Origin of the sequence: uncultured Campylobacter sp., assembly GCF_944323605.1 — a bacterium.
Taxonomy (GTDB): domain Bacteria; phylum Campylobacterota; class Campylobacteria; order Campylobacterales; family Campylobacteraceae; genus Campylobacter_D.
Window position 1 is genome coordinate 57,932 of the sequence record NZ_CALUTC010000009.1, and the last position, 14,542, is coordinate 72,473.

Here is a 14,542-nt window from a genome sequence, read left to right on the forward strand (position 1 = left end):
GTTAAATAAAATTTTAACAAAAATATAATATTTCCTTAAATTTTAAATTAAAAGGGGATATTATGTATAAGAAAATTATACTAGGAGCTTTTATGATGCTTACTGTTTTATCAGCTAAGCCAAATATTATGATACTAGCTACAGGTGGGACTATAGCCGGACAAGCTAGTTCAGCAAATGCTACTACTGGATATAAAGCAGGAGCTTTAGGGGTAGATGTTTTACTAAAAGCCGTTCCAGAGCTTAAAAATATAGCTAACATAAGCACGGAACAAATAGCAAACATAGATAGTTCTAATATGAATGATGAAATTTGGTTAAAATTAGCCAAAAAAGTAAATCAGCTTATGAATAATGGCAATATAGACGGCATAGTCATAACTCACGGCACAGACACTATGGAAGAAACAGCATATTTTTTAAATTTAGTTACAAAAGGCTCTAAACCTGTTGTTTTGGTAGGGGCTATGAGACCAGCAACTGCTACAAGTGCAGATGGTCCTAAAAACCTTTATAATGCGGTAGCTCTAGCAGGTAGTAAAAATGCTTTAAACAGAGGGGTTATGGTAGCAATGAATGATAAAATTTACGCTGCAAGAGATGTTACTAAAACTCATACTTTAAATGTAGAAACATTTAAAGCCTCAAATGCTGGTGAGATAGGGTATATTGTAGATGGAAAAGCCATTTTTAATCACACAGTTACAAAAGAACATACAAGAAACACTCCTTTTGATGTTAGCTCCATTATATCTTTGCCAAAGGTTGATATAATCTACACCTACTCAAATGACGGATCTCAAGTTGCAAGCGAAGCCTTTGTAAAAGCTGGTGCTAAAGGGCTTGTAGTAGCTGGGAGCGGTGCAGGAAGCATACACGAAAACTCTAAAAACTATCTTATAAAGCTACTAAAAGAAAAGAAAATTCTTGTAGTAAAAAGCTCACGTGTAGGCTCTGGGCTTGTGCCAATTAGCAAAGAAGAACTTAATCAAGGTTTTATATCTGCAAACGACTTAAATCCACAAAAAGCTAGAGTTTTATTAATGTTAGCCCTAACAAAAACAAAAGATCCTAGACAAATAGCTAAATATTTTGAATATTATTGATTTAAAAAAAACACTCAAAACCAAAGTTTTGAGTGTTTGCACTTATTCTAGAATATATAATTTATTAGCATTATCTTGATATGAAAGTATATGCATTTTATTATCCTTAAAGAATATGCTTCTTGCATTTTTTATATCTTTAGGATAAGACAATACCTGCACAACCTCTTCTTTAACAGGGTCTATAACAGCTATAACATTATGATTTTTACTGAGTGCATAAAGTCCTCCATTTATATAGTGCATAGAGGTTACATAAAGGTCTGCTAAGCTTTTACCTTCTTTAAGCTCTGCTTTTGGAGTGAATTCTGCGGATAAAACTCTATCGCTTAACAAAAATTTAGAAATAACAAATTTCTTTTTATCTTTATTATTTGGCACTGTAGCAAGGTAAAAATATTTTCCATCGCTTGCCATACTTGCTACGTGATGATAAATAGATCTAACAGTGCTAAGCCTACCGCGTCCTAAACCTTCTCCTTGACCTTCAAATTTATCAGCTCCTTTTACAAAATCAGCATATTGTAAAGTTTCGTCTGCATTTTCATTTTTAGCAAATCTCAAAAAGCTCTTATTTGAACCCATTAAAAGATATTTATCTTTCATATAAGGTATAATGCCAACTATAGGATCTATAGTAGCTGAGAAATAAGGATCTAACACAAAGCTTTCTTTTGTAGCAAAATTATCATCTAAAAATGCAACATCAAATTTAGAGCTAACAACAAATTCTCCGTTAATATAATCAATAGTATTGATTGCTTTATCAAAATTTACATCTTGAGAAGTAGAGATTTTTAATTCTTTATCTATCTTAGCAAAAGGAGAATTGCTTGAATCATTATCAAATTCTATTCCTAGTTTTGTAGCAGGTTCAAAAGCATAATCAGGAGCCTTAACATCTCTAGGTCCTAAAAAGGATATGTTCTGCCAATTACCCTTCCAGCCACTAGTGCTCCAAATTATATATTTTGGATTTAAGCTAAATCTAACAGGGTCTCCTTGTCCTATAAATGGAGGCACACCTGTGCTAACGAAAGCTTGAAAAGCATTTGAAGCAACTATAACAGTGCTTATGATAACAGCTATAAAGCCATATTTTCCAAATTGTCTAAATTTTTCACCATTCATCTCCTTATCAAAGCTAGAAAATTTTGGAGCTAACAAAAATAAAATCCCCAAAAGGATTATAACAGCCCAAAACACAACTTCAGCCCAAAAATAAGTGTGAATTCCAAATACCTGCAAAGAAAAACCTTGATCTAAATCCCTATGTGCGTGAGCTCCATAGTGCAAAAAAGACTGATAAAGTCCTATTGCAGCCATAAATAAAATCATAGCGACATATTTAGCCTTAAAGCCATATCGAACTATGAAAAAAGCCATAACACCTATGAATATCATAGACTCTCTTTGTCCCCAACAAAGATAGCAAGGGCTATCTCCCATTATATATCCAAAAACTATGTTTGCTATACCAACAGGCAATAAGATTATCAAAAAGCCCGCTAAGCACATTAATGCATAAAAAAGCTTTGTTTTAGCTATTTCTTCTCTCATCTTTTACTCCTTATAAATTCATAGTAGTCAAAAGATTGCTTGACTTGTGTCCTACATATAAAAAAACCATAATAAACCAAGCAATTATCACTAAAGAAAAAGCCAAATTTTCTTTTTCTGGTTTTTTGATGATAAGCAACAAGGCGACTAAAACTAGGATAAGTTCCAAAAATTCCATACTTAACTCCTTGTAAAAAATTGAGACTAAGGATTTTACTAAATTAAAACTTAAAGTAACATTTTGAAACACTTATATTTTATTTTTAAAATTTTTATCAAATTTTAACTTTTATTTAATATATAAATTTTTAATATTTTATAAAATATTAATCTACAAAGAAAGGATAAAGCAAAGATGAAAAAACTGATGTGCCAGATGTGTAGTATCTAGTGCGTCCTTTGGCTTAGGCATTACTTTTCCAAAGGTCCGAGGTGGATAAGGAAAGTGTAATGTAAGCTTAACTTCTTTTTAAATACCCACAATCTTACAAACTCATATCCTTATCTCTTAATTAAAATAAAAATTAAGGAGACGAGATGACTTTACCTATACTTCATTTAGATGATTTTGAAAAAAATCAAGATAAATTTTTAAAAGACTTAAGACAGATAGTTTCTACAGTTGGTTTTTTTTATCTAAAAAATCACGGGATAGACGAAAAACTTAGCAAAAAGCTTTTTAGTTTAAGCAAAGAATTTTTTGCCTTACCTAATGATAAAAAAGAAGAAATTTCTATGATACATTCACCACAATTTAGAGGGTATTCAAACGAAGGCGGAGAATACACTGACGGTGCTAAAGATTTTAGGGAGCAAATAGACATAGGGACGGAAAGAGAAGCTTTAAAATGGGATATAAATTCACCACTATGGCATAGATTAGAGGGTCCTAATTTATGGCCTACTCAAATACCAGAACTAAAAGATGTGTTTTTACAGTGGCATAAACAGACCCAAAATGCTTGTTTAAAACTTCTAAAAGCCTTTGCAAAGTCTTTAAATTTAAATGATGATGCCTTTGAAAAGCTTTATGGTAGAAATTCTTACGAACACTGTAAGCTTTTGCGTTACCCTGCACAAAATACTAGCAGCAAACAAGGCGTTGGCTCTCACAAAGATGGAGGTCTTATAACATTTGTTCTACAAGAAGAACAGTCAGGTCTTCAAGCTTTAATAAACGGTGAGTGGATTTCTGTGCCACCGCTTGAAGGCACTGTTGTGGTAAATATAGGAGAATTTTTAGAATTAGCGACAAATGGCTATCTAAAAGCCACTATACATAGGGTGAATTTAAGTGCAAAAGAAAGATTTTCTATAGCTTATTTTTTAGGAGTGCAGCTTGACAAAGATATACCTATATTTGATATAGGAGAATTAGCAAAAGAAAGCACGGGCGTAGATACTGATCCTAAAAATCCTTTGCTAAGAAATGTAGCACAAAATTATTTTAAAAGAATGATACGTTCGCACCCTGATGTGGCAAAAGCTCATCATAGCGATTTAATAGAAAAATTTAGCTTTGCTTAGGAGGAATCAATGAAAAATATTTTTAAAATTTTCTCTTTTATTTTTATACTTAATTTTGTTTTTGCAGAAAATTTAAAGATAGGAGCTTCAGTAACTCCTCACGCAGAAATTTTAAATTTCGTAAAAGACAAACTCAAAAAAGAGGGCATAAATTTAGAAGTTTTTGAATTTAATGATGCCGTTATACAAAATATAAAGGTTGATAGCGGTGAGCTTGATGCAAATTTTTTTCAGCACGAGCCTTTTTTACTAGAATTTAACGAGGCAAAAGGCACAAATTTAGTCAAAGTAGCCCCTATACACATAGAGCCTATGGGTGTGTATTCTAAAAAATATAAAAGTTTTCAGCCAAAAGATGGTGCTAAAATTTCTATACCAAATAATCCCACAAATGAAAGCAGAGCCTTACGTATAGTAGAAAGTGCCAAGCTTATAAGACTTAATGATAAAGAGCTTGTAACTCCGCTTGATATAGTTCATAATCCTAAGAACCTAGACTTTATAGAGTTAAAGGACGCTCAACTTACAAGAAGCTTAGATGATGTGGATTATTCACTTATAAATAGTAATTTTGCTATACAAGCAGGACTTTCTCCTGTAAAAGATTCTCTTTTTACAGAAAGCAAATATAGCGAGTATGCCAATATAATCGTTGTAAAAAAAGGCAATGAAAAATCGTCCAAAATCAAAGCCTTAGTAAAAGCCTTACAAAGCGAGGAAGTAAAAAAATTCATACAAGATAAATATAAAGGTGCTGTGATACCTGCTTTTTAAAAACGGGCAAGAAGTTCTTGCCCAAGTCAAGCTAGAATATCCTTTTTAAAAATGCTTTTGCTAAATTTAAGACTTAAGTTTTCTTTTTCATTTTCCCTATAAACGGTTAGCATTTTGTTTTGCTTTTCTATCTTTTCTAAGCTTTCTTTGCTTATGTTTGGATTATTTTCTATAAGGGCTTTTAAGTGCGGAAATTCCTTTAATAGCCTTTGTAAATCCTCATCAAGCTCTTTATCTTTAAGCCTTAGCTTTGCCTTGCTAAGATTTATTATATCTATACTTTGAATACCAAATTTCTTAAAAGGATTTTCAAAATAATCCTTAATGCTTTGTGTGCTAAAGCCATTAAAATTTGAAAATATCTTATCATCAGGATCTATAACTAACTTTATACTTTTCTTTTTTTGCTCTTCGCTTAAAATTTCATCTACAGCTTCTTTTGCCCACCTTGTATAGCCCTCTAAATCAGAGCCACCCTTAGCAGAATGCTCTAACCTACTTATTTTTAAGTCAAAATTCTTATCACTTTTTATGGCTTCGTTTAAAAGAGAATCAAGACTTAAGGGGTTTTGTTCCATTTTAGACTGCATATAGCCTTGTGTGCTTACAGCTTCTCTAAGCACTAAAATTTCCATTTTATCTAGTAAATTTTGATTATTTGTCTTATCTTTTACAGAATTTTTTAAAAGCAAAAATTCCTTACCGTCTATCTTTTTATCTTTATTTAAATCAGCATCTAAGAAATTTCTATTTTGCATTATATCCTTATACCAAGCCTCTACAAAACTTGCAGCAGCACTACTTAAAGCTATACTACCATCTTTTAAATTTAAAAAATTATGCTCGGCGAAATTTTTTCTTAAAAGCTCTAAACTTTCATCATTTAATCTAACTGAAATTTCTTTTTCATCGCTAAAAAATTTTACTATATTATCATCTTTTTTATATGAACTTATGCTATCTTGGCTAAACTCACTAGCCTCTCTTAGCCTAAGTTTAGAGGCAAAAGTTTTAAAAACAGCCTCATTTTTTGTAGCATAAAAGGAGCTAGTTGAGTTTATGAGTATAGCCATTTTTTAATCCACACAAACAGGCTTTCCATCAACTCTTATATAAGGCATAGCATTGCAACCGTATTGCTCATTATAAACCGTGTCAGGTCTGCAAGAATTTGGATTAAGCAAATTTTGTAAAGAGCAAAGATAAGCATTAAATGCAAACGCATTAGAAGAGAGTAGTAATGCAACTACAAAACATAGTTTTTTCATAAATCCTACTTAAATATGATATTTACTAATTATATCTTAAAAAACAAAAAACATTAGATAAAATGAATATTCTTAGCTAAAAAAATTTTAAGAATGTTACAATTAATTATAATTTTGCTTAAATTCCAAAAATTCATCAGCCATAAAAGGCACTACATCGCCATATTTACTTGGAACTTGCCATTTATTTCTTTCAAGCTTTATAATCTTATCTTTTTTAAAGCTTAAGTTGTGAATTTTACAAGCATTATCGCTTAGAAATTTTTGCAAATTTGCTTCATTTGAATGTTTTTGAAAAAGCTCACAAAGCAAAGGCAAGGCAACAGGGGCTGAAAAAACACCGGCAGCACAACCGCAACACTCCTTGTCGTTTATAGGGTGAGGCGCACTATCGCTTCCAAACATCAGTTTTTCATATCCACTAAAGGCTAACTCACAAAGTGCTTCTTTGTCTTCATATCTTTTTGCTATTGGCTTGCAAAAAAGATGAGGTTTTAATTTGCCGCCTAAAACATCATCTAGTGTTAAGATTAAGTGATGTAAGGTAACAGTAGCATACAAATTTTCATAATCTTTTAAAAGCTCGCACAGTCTTTTTGTAGTGATGTGTTCCATAACTATCTTAAGCTTTGGAAAAGATTTTGCAAGCTTTTCATAAATTTTAGAAAAATTTGCCTCTCTATCCATAACAAAATCATTTGTTTCACCATGCACAAGCAAAGGAAGTCCTAGCTCGCTCATAGCTTCTAATGTTTCTTTTAACTCATCTATATCAAAGCTTGAAATTCCAGAGCTTGAATTAGTAGTTACTCCTGCGGGATAAAGTTTTATGGCAAAAATATGCTCTCTTGCTTCTTGCAAAAAATTGTAATTGTAATTTTTATAAAAAAGCGTCATCAAAGGTATGAAATCTTCATCATTACAAGCATTTACAACCCTTTGCTTATACTCTTTTAAAGCCTGCAAATCGCAAATAGGTGGGACTAAATTTGGCATTATAACAGCGGCTTTAAAATCTTTAGCAGACAAATGTGCTACCAAATTTAACATCTCATTATCTCTTAAATGCAAATGCATATCCAAAGGGTTTTTAACCGTCATTTTTACCTCCTAACAAAAGCTCATAAAAGCCATTTTTATGCTTTTTTAAAATATTATTTTCTTCTAAGAATTTAAAAGCATTTATAATGGTTGGTTTGCTAAAGTTGAGTTCTTTCATAATATCTTCTATTTTAACTAAAATAAAATTATTTTCATCGGCTCTTTCACATAAAAAAATGAAAATTTCAAACCTTTTTTTACCAAAAATTTTTTCGCATAAAAGTTTTATTTTACCATTAATCATATAAAAAATATACCAAAAGATTTAAAAACAAAGCTTATATAAACAAGGATAGCAAAAATAACAGAAAAAAATACAGCTGCACTAGCACAGTCTTTTGCAATCTTAGCCTTTTCGTGCCATTTGCTAGTAAATAAATCAACACAAGCTTCTATTGATGAATTTAAAGCCTCAACTATTAAAATTAAAAACAAAGAAAAAAGTAAAAATAAATGTTCAAGCAAAGAAAGTCGTAAAAAAAAGCTGATAATGGCTGCTGGTATAATTATTGCTAATTCTATCCTAAAAGCCACTTCATATTTTAACATAGCCAAGATACCGTCTAAAGCGTATTTGGCATTAGAAAAAAAAGAATATTTAGGCTTCACTGATTATCCTTTGCATCCAAAAACAAGCCCTATTATAAATTTTAAAAATTAATAAAAAATTATGCTAATATAAAACTTTTTATTTTGAGGAAAGTAAATGAAATTTATATCGTGGAATGTCAATGGCATTAGAGCAATTTGTGATAAAAAAGCACTTGATTGGCTTAAAAATGAAGAGTGTGATTTTATAGGATTTCAAGAAGTAAAAGCTAGTGAGGATAAATTTCCAAAAGATATTTATGAACTTGGTTTCGAGTATATAGATTATAACTGTGCAAAAAGGGCTGGGTATTCTGGTGTAATGAGTCTTGCTAAATTTAAAAGCGAGGTTTTTAAATGTGAATTTGCGGTAGATGATGAAGGTAGAGTGCTAGAACATAGATTTGATAATATAGCCCTTTTTAATATATATTTTCCAAATGGACAACAAAACGAGCAAAGACTAGAATACAAAATGAAATTTTATGATGATTTTTTAAATTATATTAAAAAGCTACAAAAAAAAGGTATTGATATAATAATATGCGGGGATGTAAATACAGCCCACAAAGAAATAGACTTAACCCACCCAAAAGCAAATGCAAAGACATCTGGTTTCTTGCCTATAGAAAGAGCTTGGATAGATAAACTGCTAGAAAACGGTTTTATAGATAGCTTTAGATACATAAATGGTGATATTAAAGAAAAATACTCGTGGTGGTCTTACAGGGCAAGAGCGAGAGAGAAAAATGTGGGCTGGAGAATTGATTATTTTTTCATATCAACAAATTTACAAAAAAAGCTTAAAGATGCCTTTATAAGAACTGATATTTTTGGTTCTGACCACGCTCCAGTTGGCATAGAACTTGATATTTAAAAAAATAAATGCTGTATTAAAATTTTAAAGCCTATTAAGATAAGAACGACTCCGCCTATTAATTCTGCCTTATCTTTTAAATGATAGCCAAATTTATTGCCTATATTAAGTCCAAAGATACAAAATATAAAGGTTATTATGCCTATTAAAGACACATCAAAAAATATATTTATCCCATCTAAAAAAGCGAAACTAACACCTATAGCAAGTGCATCTATGCTTGTAGCTAAGGCTAAAAAACTCATAGTTTTATGTGAAAAATCAGCACAAGAATCATCGCATTGATTTTGCTTTTGCCTAGATTCTTTAATCATTTTCAAGCCTATTAAAGAAAGCAAAATAAAAGCTATATAATGATCTATCTTATCAACAAAAGAACTAAAGCTATGAGCTATATAAAAACCTATCAAAGGCATTATAGCTTGAAATAATCCAAAATAGCTTCCCACTTTTAGATAATGATACAAGCTTACTTTTTTTACACTAAAACCCTTGCATAAAGAAACAGCAAAAGCGTCCATAGCAAGCGCACAAGATATAAAAAATAAACTTAATATATCCAAACAAATCTCCAATTTTCAAAATAAGATAAATATTATCTAAAAAAAATTAAAATATCATTAATTTTTTTTTAATACAATTCATAACTTTATTAAAGCATAATTTCAGCACTTATTAAGGATTTCAAGTATATAATTTTGGCTTTAAACTCAAATGTAAGGCCCATTCGTCTAGCGGTTAGGACATCGCCCTTTCACGGCGGTAACACGAGTTCGAGTCTCGTATGGGTCACCAATTGGTTTTAGGAATTTTTATGAAAAATAAAACTGCTATATTCTTACAACTAAAAGAAAAAATGCCTTCTAAATTTTCAAGCGAACTTAACTCTCTTTTAGATAACGCAAGTGATGAAGATATAGATAAAGCAGTATTGCTTCCATATAAAAATCCGCTTTTAACTATAATCCTAGCTTTAGCACTACCAGGTCTTGATAGAATTTATTTAGGGCAGCTTCTTATCGGTATCTTAAAGCTTATATTTGTAATTTTTTCGTATGTAATGCTTAATATAGGCATTGAATTTGACAATGATACATTAGCTTTATTTTCCTTAGTGCTTATGTTAATAGCTTTGATAGTGATTATAAGAGATGTATTTGTTGTTCCAACTTTAATAAAACTTTATAATTTTAATCTTATCAAAAATGTATTAGAAAAGGGGATAGAAAGCGATGGTTGATAAAAACACTTTGTTATTAAATTTTAAGGACAGAATTCCAAGCGATTCCGTGGCTGCTTTTAAGGAAAGTTTAGACAAAGCAGATGATGAGACCCTTGAAAAAATAATGCTTTTAAGCATTAAAAATCCTTTAGTTGGGCTTTTACTATCTTTATTTTTAGGCGTATTTGGAGTAGATAGATTCTACAAAGGAGATGTAAAACTTGGCATACTAAAACCAATATCATTTTTTGCATCTTATATACTAACACTTATTTTTGCTACCGCTTACCTAGATTCTGGCGATAATGGATTTGCGATTCTTACATTTATATTTGGAGTGATTTTAATAGCTACTCTTATATGGTGCATAGTGGATATATTTTTAGTATATTTTGGTATAAAAAAAGATAATTTGTCAAAAATTTATTCTGTTTTACAAAAATAATACACTTTTTAACCTTTTTAAAATATTTTTTATGTTAGAATCTTAATCTATATTTTAAATTTAAAGGATAAAAAATGTTTGAACTAAGAAAACTACCCTACGACACTAACGCCTTTGGTGATTTTCTAAGCGAAAAGACTTTTGCTTATCATCACGGAAAACATCATCAAACATATGTTAACAATCTTAACAATTTCATAAAAGGAACTGAATTTGAAGGAAAAGATTTAGTTAGCATAATAAAAAACTCTAGTGCTGCTATATTTAACAATGCTGCACAAGTTTATAATCACGATTTTTACTTTGATTGTATTCAACCTAAAACTTCATCTTTTGAAGGAATATCAGATGAGCTAAAAAAGGCTATAAATGCTAAATTTAATTCTCTTGATAATTTTAAAGATGAATTTATAAAAGGTGCAACCGCTGTATTTGGCTCTGGCTGGTTTTGGCTAGTATTAAACAAAAATAAAGAACTTGAATTTGTAAATACCTCTAATGCTGCCACTCCTATAAGTGAAGACAAAATTCCTTTATTAGTTGTTGATGTTTGGGAACACGCTTACTATATAGACCATCAAAACGCAAGACCTGCCTACTTAGAAAAGTTTTTTGCTCATATAAACTGGGTATTTGTTTCTAAGGCTTATGAATGGGCTATAAAAGAGGGCATGGACTCGGTTAGTTTTTACGCAAATGAGCTTCACCCTCTTAAATAAATTTAGCCCTCTAGGGCTAAAAGCTATCTTTTCTTTACCACCTTTACCTTTTCTACACTATTTCCTTGCATAGCCTTTACCTCGTAGTAGCAAAGATCATCATCTACCCTATCTCCAACCACAGGCAAACGCCCCAAAAGATTAAAAACATAGCCACCTATAGTAACTTGCTCTAGATCTTGTGGATATTTTATCATTAAAAGCTCTTCAACCGTTTCTATATCGCTTCTGCCCTTGAATTCATAGACATTATCAGCTAGTTTTTTATAGCTTTCTTCCTCTACATTTTCCTTTTTTATCTCTCCAAATATTTCTTCCATTATATCTTCCATGGTGATGATACCAGCTGTCCCGCCGTATTCATCTACCACTAAGGCTGTGTGGCTTCTTTCTTGATTCATTCTTATTAAAACCTTAGAGATGCTTATGTTTTCAGGTATTAAAAACATAGGTCTTACAAAGTCATCTAGGCTTTTTTTATCCTTGTTTAACTCATTTTGCACTATATCAATTATATGTATCATACCTACTATATTATCTTTTGAACCATCTATATAAGGAAAACGAGTATGAGAGTTTGTGCAAACTATCTTCATATTTTCTTCATAAGTCTTGCCTTTATTTAAGCAAATCATGTCCTTTCTAGGTGTCATTATCTCCTTTGCCACGGTATCTGAAAAATCAACAGCATTTCTTATAAGCTCCGTTTCAAATTCATCTAAAACTCCGCCTTTTTGACTTTCTGAAGCTATGATTTTTATTTCTTCCTCAGAGTGAGCTAACTCATTTTCAGAGGCAGGTCTTATGCCTATACTCTTTAAACAAATGGCTGCTAGAAAATCAAAGGTTTTTATAAATGGCAAAAAAAGTAACCAAAACATATGCAAGGGTCTTGCCACCCAAAGCACACTCTTATCAGCTACAGCTATAGCAACGCTTTTTGGCACAAGTTCGCCTATAACCACGTGTAAAAGGGTTATGATAGTAAAGGCTATAACAAAGGCTATGGTATGCAAAGCAACAGATGGTAAATTTAAAGGGGATAAATAATACTCCAAAACCTTTGCTATGGCTGGCTCTCCTATCCAACCAAGTGCAAGAGAAGATAGTGTTATGCCTAGTTGGCAAGCACTAAGATAAGTATCTAGTTTTGAAGAAATTTCCAAAGCCTTCTTTGCATTTGCTTTCTTTTCTTTTACTAATTCCTCTAGTTTTGACCTACGTACTTTAACTATGCTAAATTCTGAAAGCACGAAAAAACCATTAAGCAAAACAAGGATAAAAGCCGCAATAATCATAAGAGAAGAATAAGTAATGTCTAAACTGGATTGATTCACCGTATTTTCTAGGATTGTGATACTCTGGTTGGGGTCCAATTTTTCTCCTTAAAAATTTAAAATATTCTTATGATTATATCAAATTTTAAACATAAAATAAACTTAAATAAAAAAATTAAGAAAAATTGATATTTATAAATATATGATAAACTAAAAAGAAAAAAAAGGATATAAAATGCCAATTGTTAATATCAAACTAGCAAAACCTGAGCTTGACAAAAACACAAAAGAACAGTTGATGAAAGACATAACAGAGCTACTTGCTACAAAATACAACAAAGCAAAAGAAAGGATAGTAGTTCAAATAGAGGATATAGAAGCGTTTAATATAGCTTTTGGTGGCGAAACTGTCGAAAAATTGAAGGCAAAAAAATGAAAGAGTTAAAAATAGGAGAGAAAGCCCCTGATTTTTCCTTGAAAAATAGCGATGAAACCTTAATATCTTTGAAAGATTTTCTAGGAAAGAAAGTTATAATATATTTTTATCCAAAAGATGATACTCCGGGTTGCACTACTCAAGCTTGTGATTTCACAGCAAATTACGATAAATTAAGAAATAATGAAATAGTAGTTATAGGAATAAGTCCTGATAGCACAAATTCTCATCTAAAATTCATAGATAAATACAAATTAAAACACATACTATTAAGCGATCCACAAAAAGAGGTTATAAAAACATACGGAGCTTGGGGGATTAAAAAAAACTATGGCAAAGAATATGAAGGGCTTATAAGAAGCACTTTTATAATAGATGAAAAAGGCAAAATAAGCAAAATTTACAAAAATGTTAAAGCTAAAGGACATATAGACGTTTTACTTAAGGACTTGCAGTGTTAGTGCATATTTGCTGCAGTGTAGATTCGCATTATTTTATGACAGAGCTTAGAAAATTATATCCAAAAGAAAAAATAACGGGCTTTTTTTACAATCCAAACATACATCCATTAAGTGAGCACGAACTTAGATATATAGATGTTAAAAGGTCTTGTGATAAGCTTGGTATAGATCTTATAAAAGGCGAATATGACTATGAACAGTGGTTTGCACTAGCTAAAAAATATGCAGATGAGCCTGAAAAGGGATTAAGATGTGAGCTTTGTTTTGATATTAGGATGAATAAAAGTGTAGAACTGGCTAAAAAACTCGATAAAAAAGCTTTTACTTCTACCCTTCTAATGAGTCCCAAAAAAGACATAGAGCAATTAACAAAGTCTATAAAAAAAGAATGTGAAGATAGCGGCATAAACTTTTTGATACCAGACTTTAGAAAGGGTGGTGGCACACAAAAACAGTTTGAAATGGCAAAAAAAGAAAAATTATATCATCAAAACTACTGTGGTTGTTTTTTTGCTTTAAATAAACAAAATTTAAACAAAATAGTAACAAATGAATTTTCCTCTCCGTTAAATAAGCAAATTCTACCATCAAGCGTAGAAGATAGAATACAAACATATAAAAAAGTAGCAAAGCTTGAAAAAGAAAAAAAAGACTACGAAATAATTAGGGAAAAATTTTTAAACTACCGTCTTTTAAACGCACTGATAAGCTGTGATAAAGAAGTTATCAAATCGCACGTATTGTTTTATTCCCATTTTAAAAATAAAACCACCAGAATAAATATAAATGATAATTATGATAAATTTTTTGCATCAAAAGATGAAATACTCTTGCTTTCATTCAATGCTTTTAACAAAATTTGCAAAAACAAATTCAAAAATTTCAATGATCTTTTAAATAATCCTCTTAGTATAAAAAATGAAATAAAAGTAAGAAATGTTTTTTTTGAACCATACAATCTAAGCCCTATAATAATACTAGAACACATTCCAAAAGGAAAAATACAAATACAAGCAAAAAGCGAAATATATTTTGATGTAAGAGATAAGCTAATAAAACTATAAGATAAATAAAGTTAATGTAAATAAAAATATTATAAAAAGATATGGTGGTCCTAACAAGACTTGAACTTGTGACCTCACCCTTATCAGGGGTGCACTCTAACCAGCTGAGCTATAGGA

The 14,542-nt window shown here is 30.8% G+C and carries 19 protein-coding genes and 1 tRNA gene; 11 read left to right on the forward strand and 9 right to left on the reverse strand.

Going from position 1 to position 14,542, the window contains the following annotated elements; translation table 11 throughout:
- Positions 1-95: 95 nt before the first annotated feature.
- Positions 96-1,106 carry a type II asparaginase gene (locus tag Q0J35_RS06195; protein ID WP_297194238.1) on the forward strand — a complete coding sequence of 337 codons (1,011 nt, stop codon included), beginning with the start codon at positions 96-98 and terminating at the stop codon, positions 1,104-1,106.
- Positions 1,107-1,148: 42 nt separating this feature from the next.
- Here the strand turns inward: Q0J35_RS06195 and Q0J35_RS06200 are convergent, their stop codons facing one another.
- Together Q0J35_RS06200 and Q0J35_RS06205 are read right to left on the reverse strand one after the other, a co-directional pair.
- Positions 1,149-2,666 (reverse strand): disulfide bond formation protein B, encoded by a 1,518-nt coding sequence (locus tag Q0J35_RS06200; protein ID WP_297194201.1) that lies wholly within the window; start codon positions 2,664-2,666, stop codon positions 1,149-1,151.
- Positions 2,667-2,676: 10 nt separating this feature from the next.
- Entirely contained in the window at positions 2,677-2,844 is a 168-nt protein-coding gene (locus Q0J35_RS06205; protein ID WP_297194203.1) for a dihydroneopterin aldolase, read from the reverse strand.
- A gap of 359 nt (positions 2,845-3,203) precedes the next feature.
- Here Q0J35_RS06205 and Q0J35_RS06210 point away from each other — a divergent pair, with 359 nt between their 5' ends.
- On the forward strand, positions 3,204-4,193 hold the full coding sequence (locus Q0J35_RS06210; protein WP_297194204.1) for an isopenicillin N synthase family oxygenase: 990 nt from the start codon (positions 3,204-3,206) through the stop codon (positions 4,191-4,193).
- Positions 4,194-4,202: 9 nt separating this feature from the next.
- Positions 4,203-4,967 (forward strand): MetQ/NlpA family ABC transporter substrate-binding protein, encoded by a 765-nt coding sequence (locus Q0J35_RS06215; RefSeq protein ID WP_297194206.1) that lies wholly within the window; start codon positions 4,203-4,205, stop codon positions 4,965-4,967.
- Between the two features lie 26 nt (positions 4,968-4,993).
- On the opposite strand, the gene Q0J35_RS06220 is transcribed toward Q0J35_RS06215, so the two are convergent.
- The 5 genes from Q0J35_RS06220 to Q0J35_RS06240 all read right to left on the reverse strand — a co-directional run bounded on the left by Q0J35_RS06220 (position 4,994) and on the right by Q0J35_RS06240 (position 7,945).
- Positions 4,994-6,040 carry a hypothetical protein gene (locus Q0J35_RS06220; protein ID WP_297194208.1) on the reverse strand — a complete coding sequence of 349 codons (1,047 nt, stop codon included), beginning with the start codon at positions 6,038-6,040 and terminating at the stop codon, positions 4,994-4,996.
- A 3-nt stretch (positions 6,041-6,043) separates the two neighbouring features.
- Positions 6,044-6,235: a hypothetical protein gene (locus tag Q0J35_RS06225; RefSeq protein WP_297194210.1), complete on the reverse strand. Its 192-nt coding sequence runs from the start codon at positions 6,233-6,235 to the stop codon at positions 6,044-6,046.
- Positions 6,236-6,337: 102 nt separating this feature from the next.
- Positions 6,338-7,336: a dihydroorotase gene (gene pyrC, locus Q0J35_RS06230; RefSeq protein ID WP_297194212.1), complete on the reverse strand. Its 999-nt coding sequence runs from the start codon at positions 7,334-7,336 to the stop codon at positions 6,338-6,340.
- On the reverse strand, positions 7,326-7,580 hold the full coding sequence (locus Q0J35_RS06235; protein ID WP_297194216.1) for a replication/maintenance protein RepL: 255 nt from the start codon (positions 7,578-7,580) through the stop codon (positions 7,326-7,328). Before Q0J35_RS06235 ends, pyrC begins: the two co-directional genes overlap by 11 nt.
- The gene (locus tag Q0J35_RS06240) at positions 7,577-7,945 is read right to left on the reverse strand and encodes a diacylglycerol kinase (RefSeq protein WP_297194218.1); all 369 of its coding nucleotides are present in this window, start codon (positions 7,943-7,945) and stop codon (positions 7,577-7,579) included. Before Q0J35_RS06240 ends, Q0J35_RS06235 begins: the two co-directional genes overlap by 4 nt.
- A gap of 97 nt (positions 7,946-8,042) precedes the next feature.
- Between Q0J35_RS06240 and Q0J35_RS06245 the strand changes: the two genes are divergently transcribed.
- A complete protein-coding gene (locus Q0J35_RS06245; RefSeq protein ID WP_297194220.1) occupies positions 8,043-8,801 on the forward strand; it encodes an exodeoxyribonuclease III in 759 nt (252 codons plus the stop codon).
- Here the strand turns inward: Q0J35_RS06245 and Q0J35_RS06250 are convergent.
- Positions 8,798-9,364 carry a manganese efflux pump MntP family protein gene (locus Q0J35_RS06250; RefSeq protein WP_297194222.1) on the reverse strand — a complete coding sequence of 189 codons (567 nt, stop codon included), beginning with the start codon at positions 9,362-9,364 and terminating at the stop codon, positions 8,798-8,800. The two genes, Q0J35_RS06245 and Q0J35_RS06250, sit on opposite strands and share 4 nt — an antisense overlap.
- 157 nt (positions 9,365-9,521) lie before the next feature.
- Here Q0J35_RS06250 and Q0J35_RS06255 point away from each other — a divergent pair.
- From Q0J35_RS06255 to sodB, 4 genes are all read left to right on the forward strand, one after another.
- A tRNA-Glu gene (locus tag Q0J35_RS06255) sits at positions 9,522-9,596 on the forward strand.
- Positions 9,597-9,615: 19 nt separating this feature from the next.
- Positions 9,616-10,041, forward strand: coding sequence for a hypothetical protein (locus Q0J35_RS06260; protein WP_297194224.1), 426 nt, complete (start codon positions 9,616-9,618; stop codon positions 10,039-10,041).
- Positions 10,034-10,468 (forward strand): NINE protein, encoded by a 435-nt coding sequence (locus Q0J35_RS06265; protein WP_297194226.1) that lies wholly within the window; start codon positions 10,034-10,036, stop codon positions 10,466-10,468. Before Q0J35_RS06260 ends, Q0J35_RS06265 begins: the two co-directional genes overlap by 8 nt.
- A 74-nt stretch (positions 10,469-10,542) precedes the next feature.
- Positions 10,543-11,187 carry a superoxide dismutase [Fe] gene (gene sodB / locus Q0J35_RS06270; RefSeq protein WP_297194228.1) on the forward strand — a complete coding sequence of 215 codons (645 nt, stop codon included), beginning with the start codon at positions 10,543-10,545 and terminating at the stop codon, positions 11,185-11,187.
- Positions 11,188-11,210: 23 nt separating this feature from the next.
- On the opposite strand, the gene Q0J35_RS06275 is transcribed toward sodB, so the two are convergent.
- A complete protein-coding gene (locus Q0J35_RS06275) occupies positions 11,211-12,563 on the reverse strand; it encodes a hemolysin family protein (protein WP_297194230.1) in 1,353 nt (450 codons plus the stop codon).
- 136 nt (positions 12,564-12,699) lie between these two features.
- On the opposite strand from Q0J35_RS06275, the gene Q0J35_RS06280 reads away from it, so the two are divergent.
- From Q0J35_RS06280 to Q0J35_RS06290, 3 genes are read left to right on the forward strand one after another with little or no spacing between them, the layout of a single operon-like run.
- Positions 12,700-12,900: a 4-oxalocrotonate tautomerase family protein gene (locus Q0J35_RS06280; protein WP_297194232.1), complete on the forward strand. Its 201-nt coding sequence runs from the start codon at positions 12,700-12,702 to the stop codon at positions 12,898-12,900.
- Entirely contained in the window at positions 12,897-13,361 is a 465-nt protein-coding gene (gene bcp / locus Q0J35_RS06285; RefSeq protein WP_297194234.1) for a thioredoxin-dependent thiol peroxidase, read from the forward strand. The genes Q0J35_RS06280 and bcp overlap by 4 nt, the downstream gene beginning before the upstream one ends.
- On the forward strand, positions 13,355-14,425 hold the full coding sequence (locus tag Q0J35_RS06290; protein ID WP_297194236.1) for an epoxyqueuosine reductase QueH: 1,071 nt from the start codon (positions 13,355-13,357) through the stop codon (positions 14,423-14,425). The genes bcp and Q0J35_RS06290 overlap by 7 nt, the downstream gene beginning before the upstream one ends.
- The last annotated feature ends 117 nt before the right edge of the window (positions 14,426-14,542 follow it).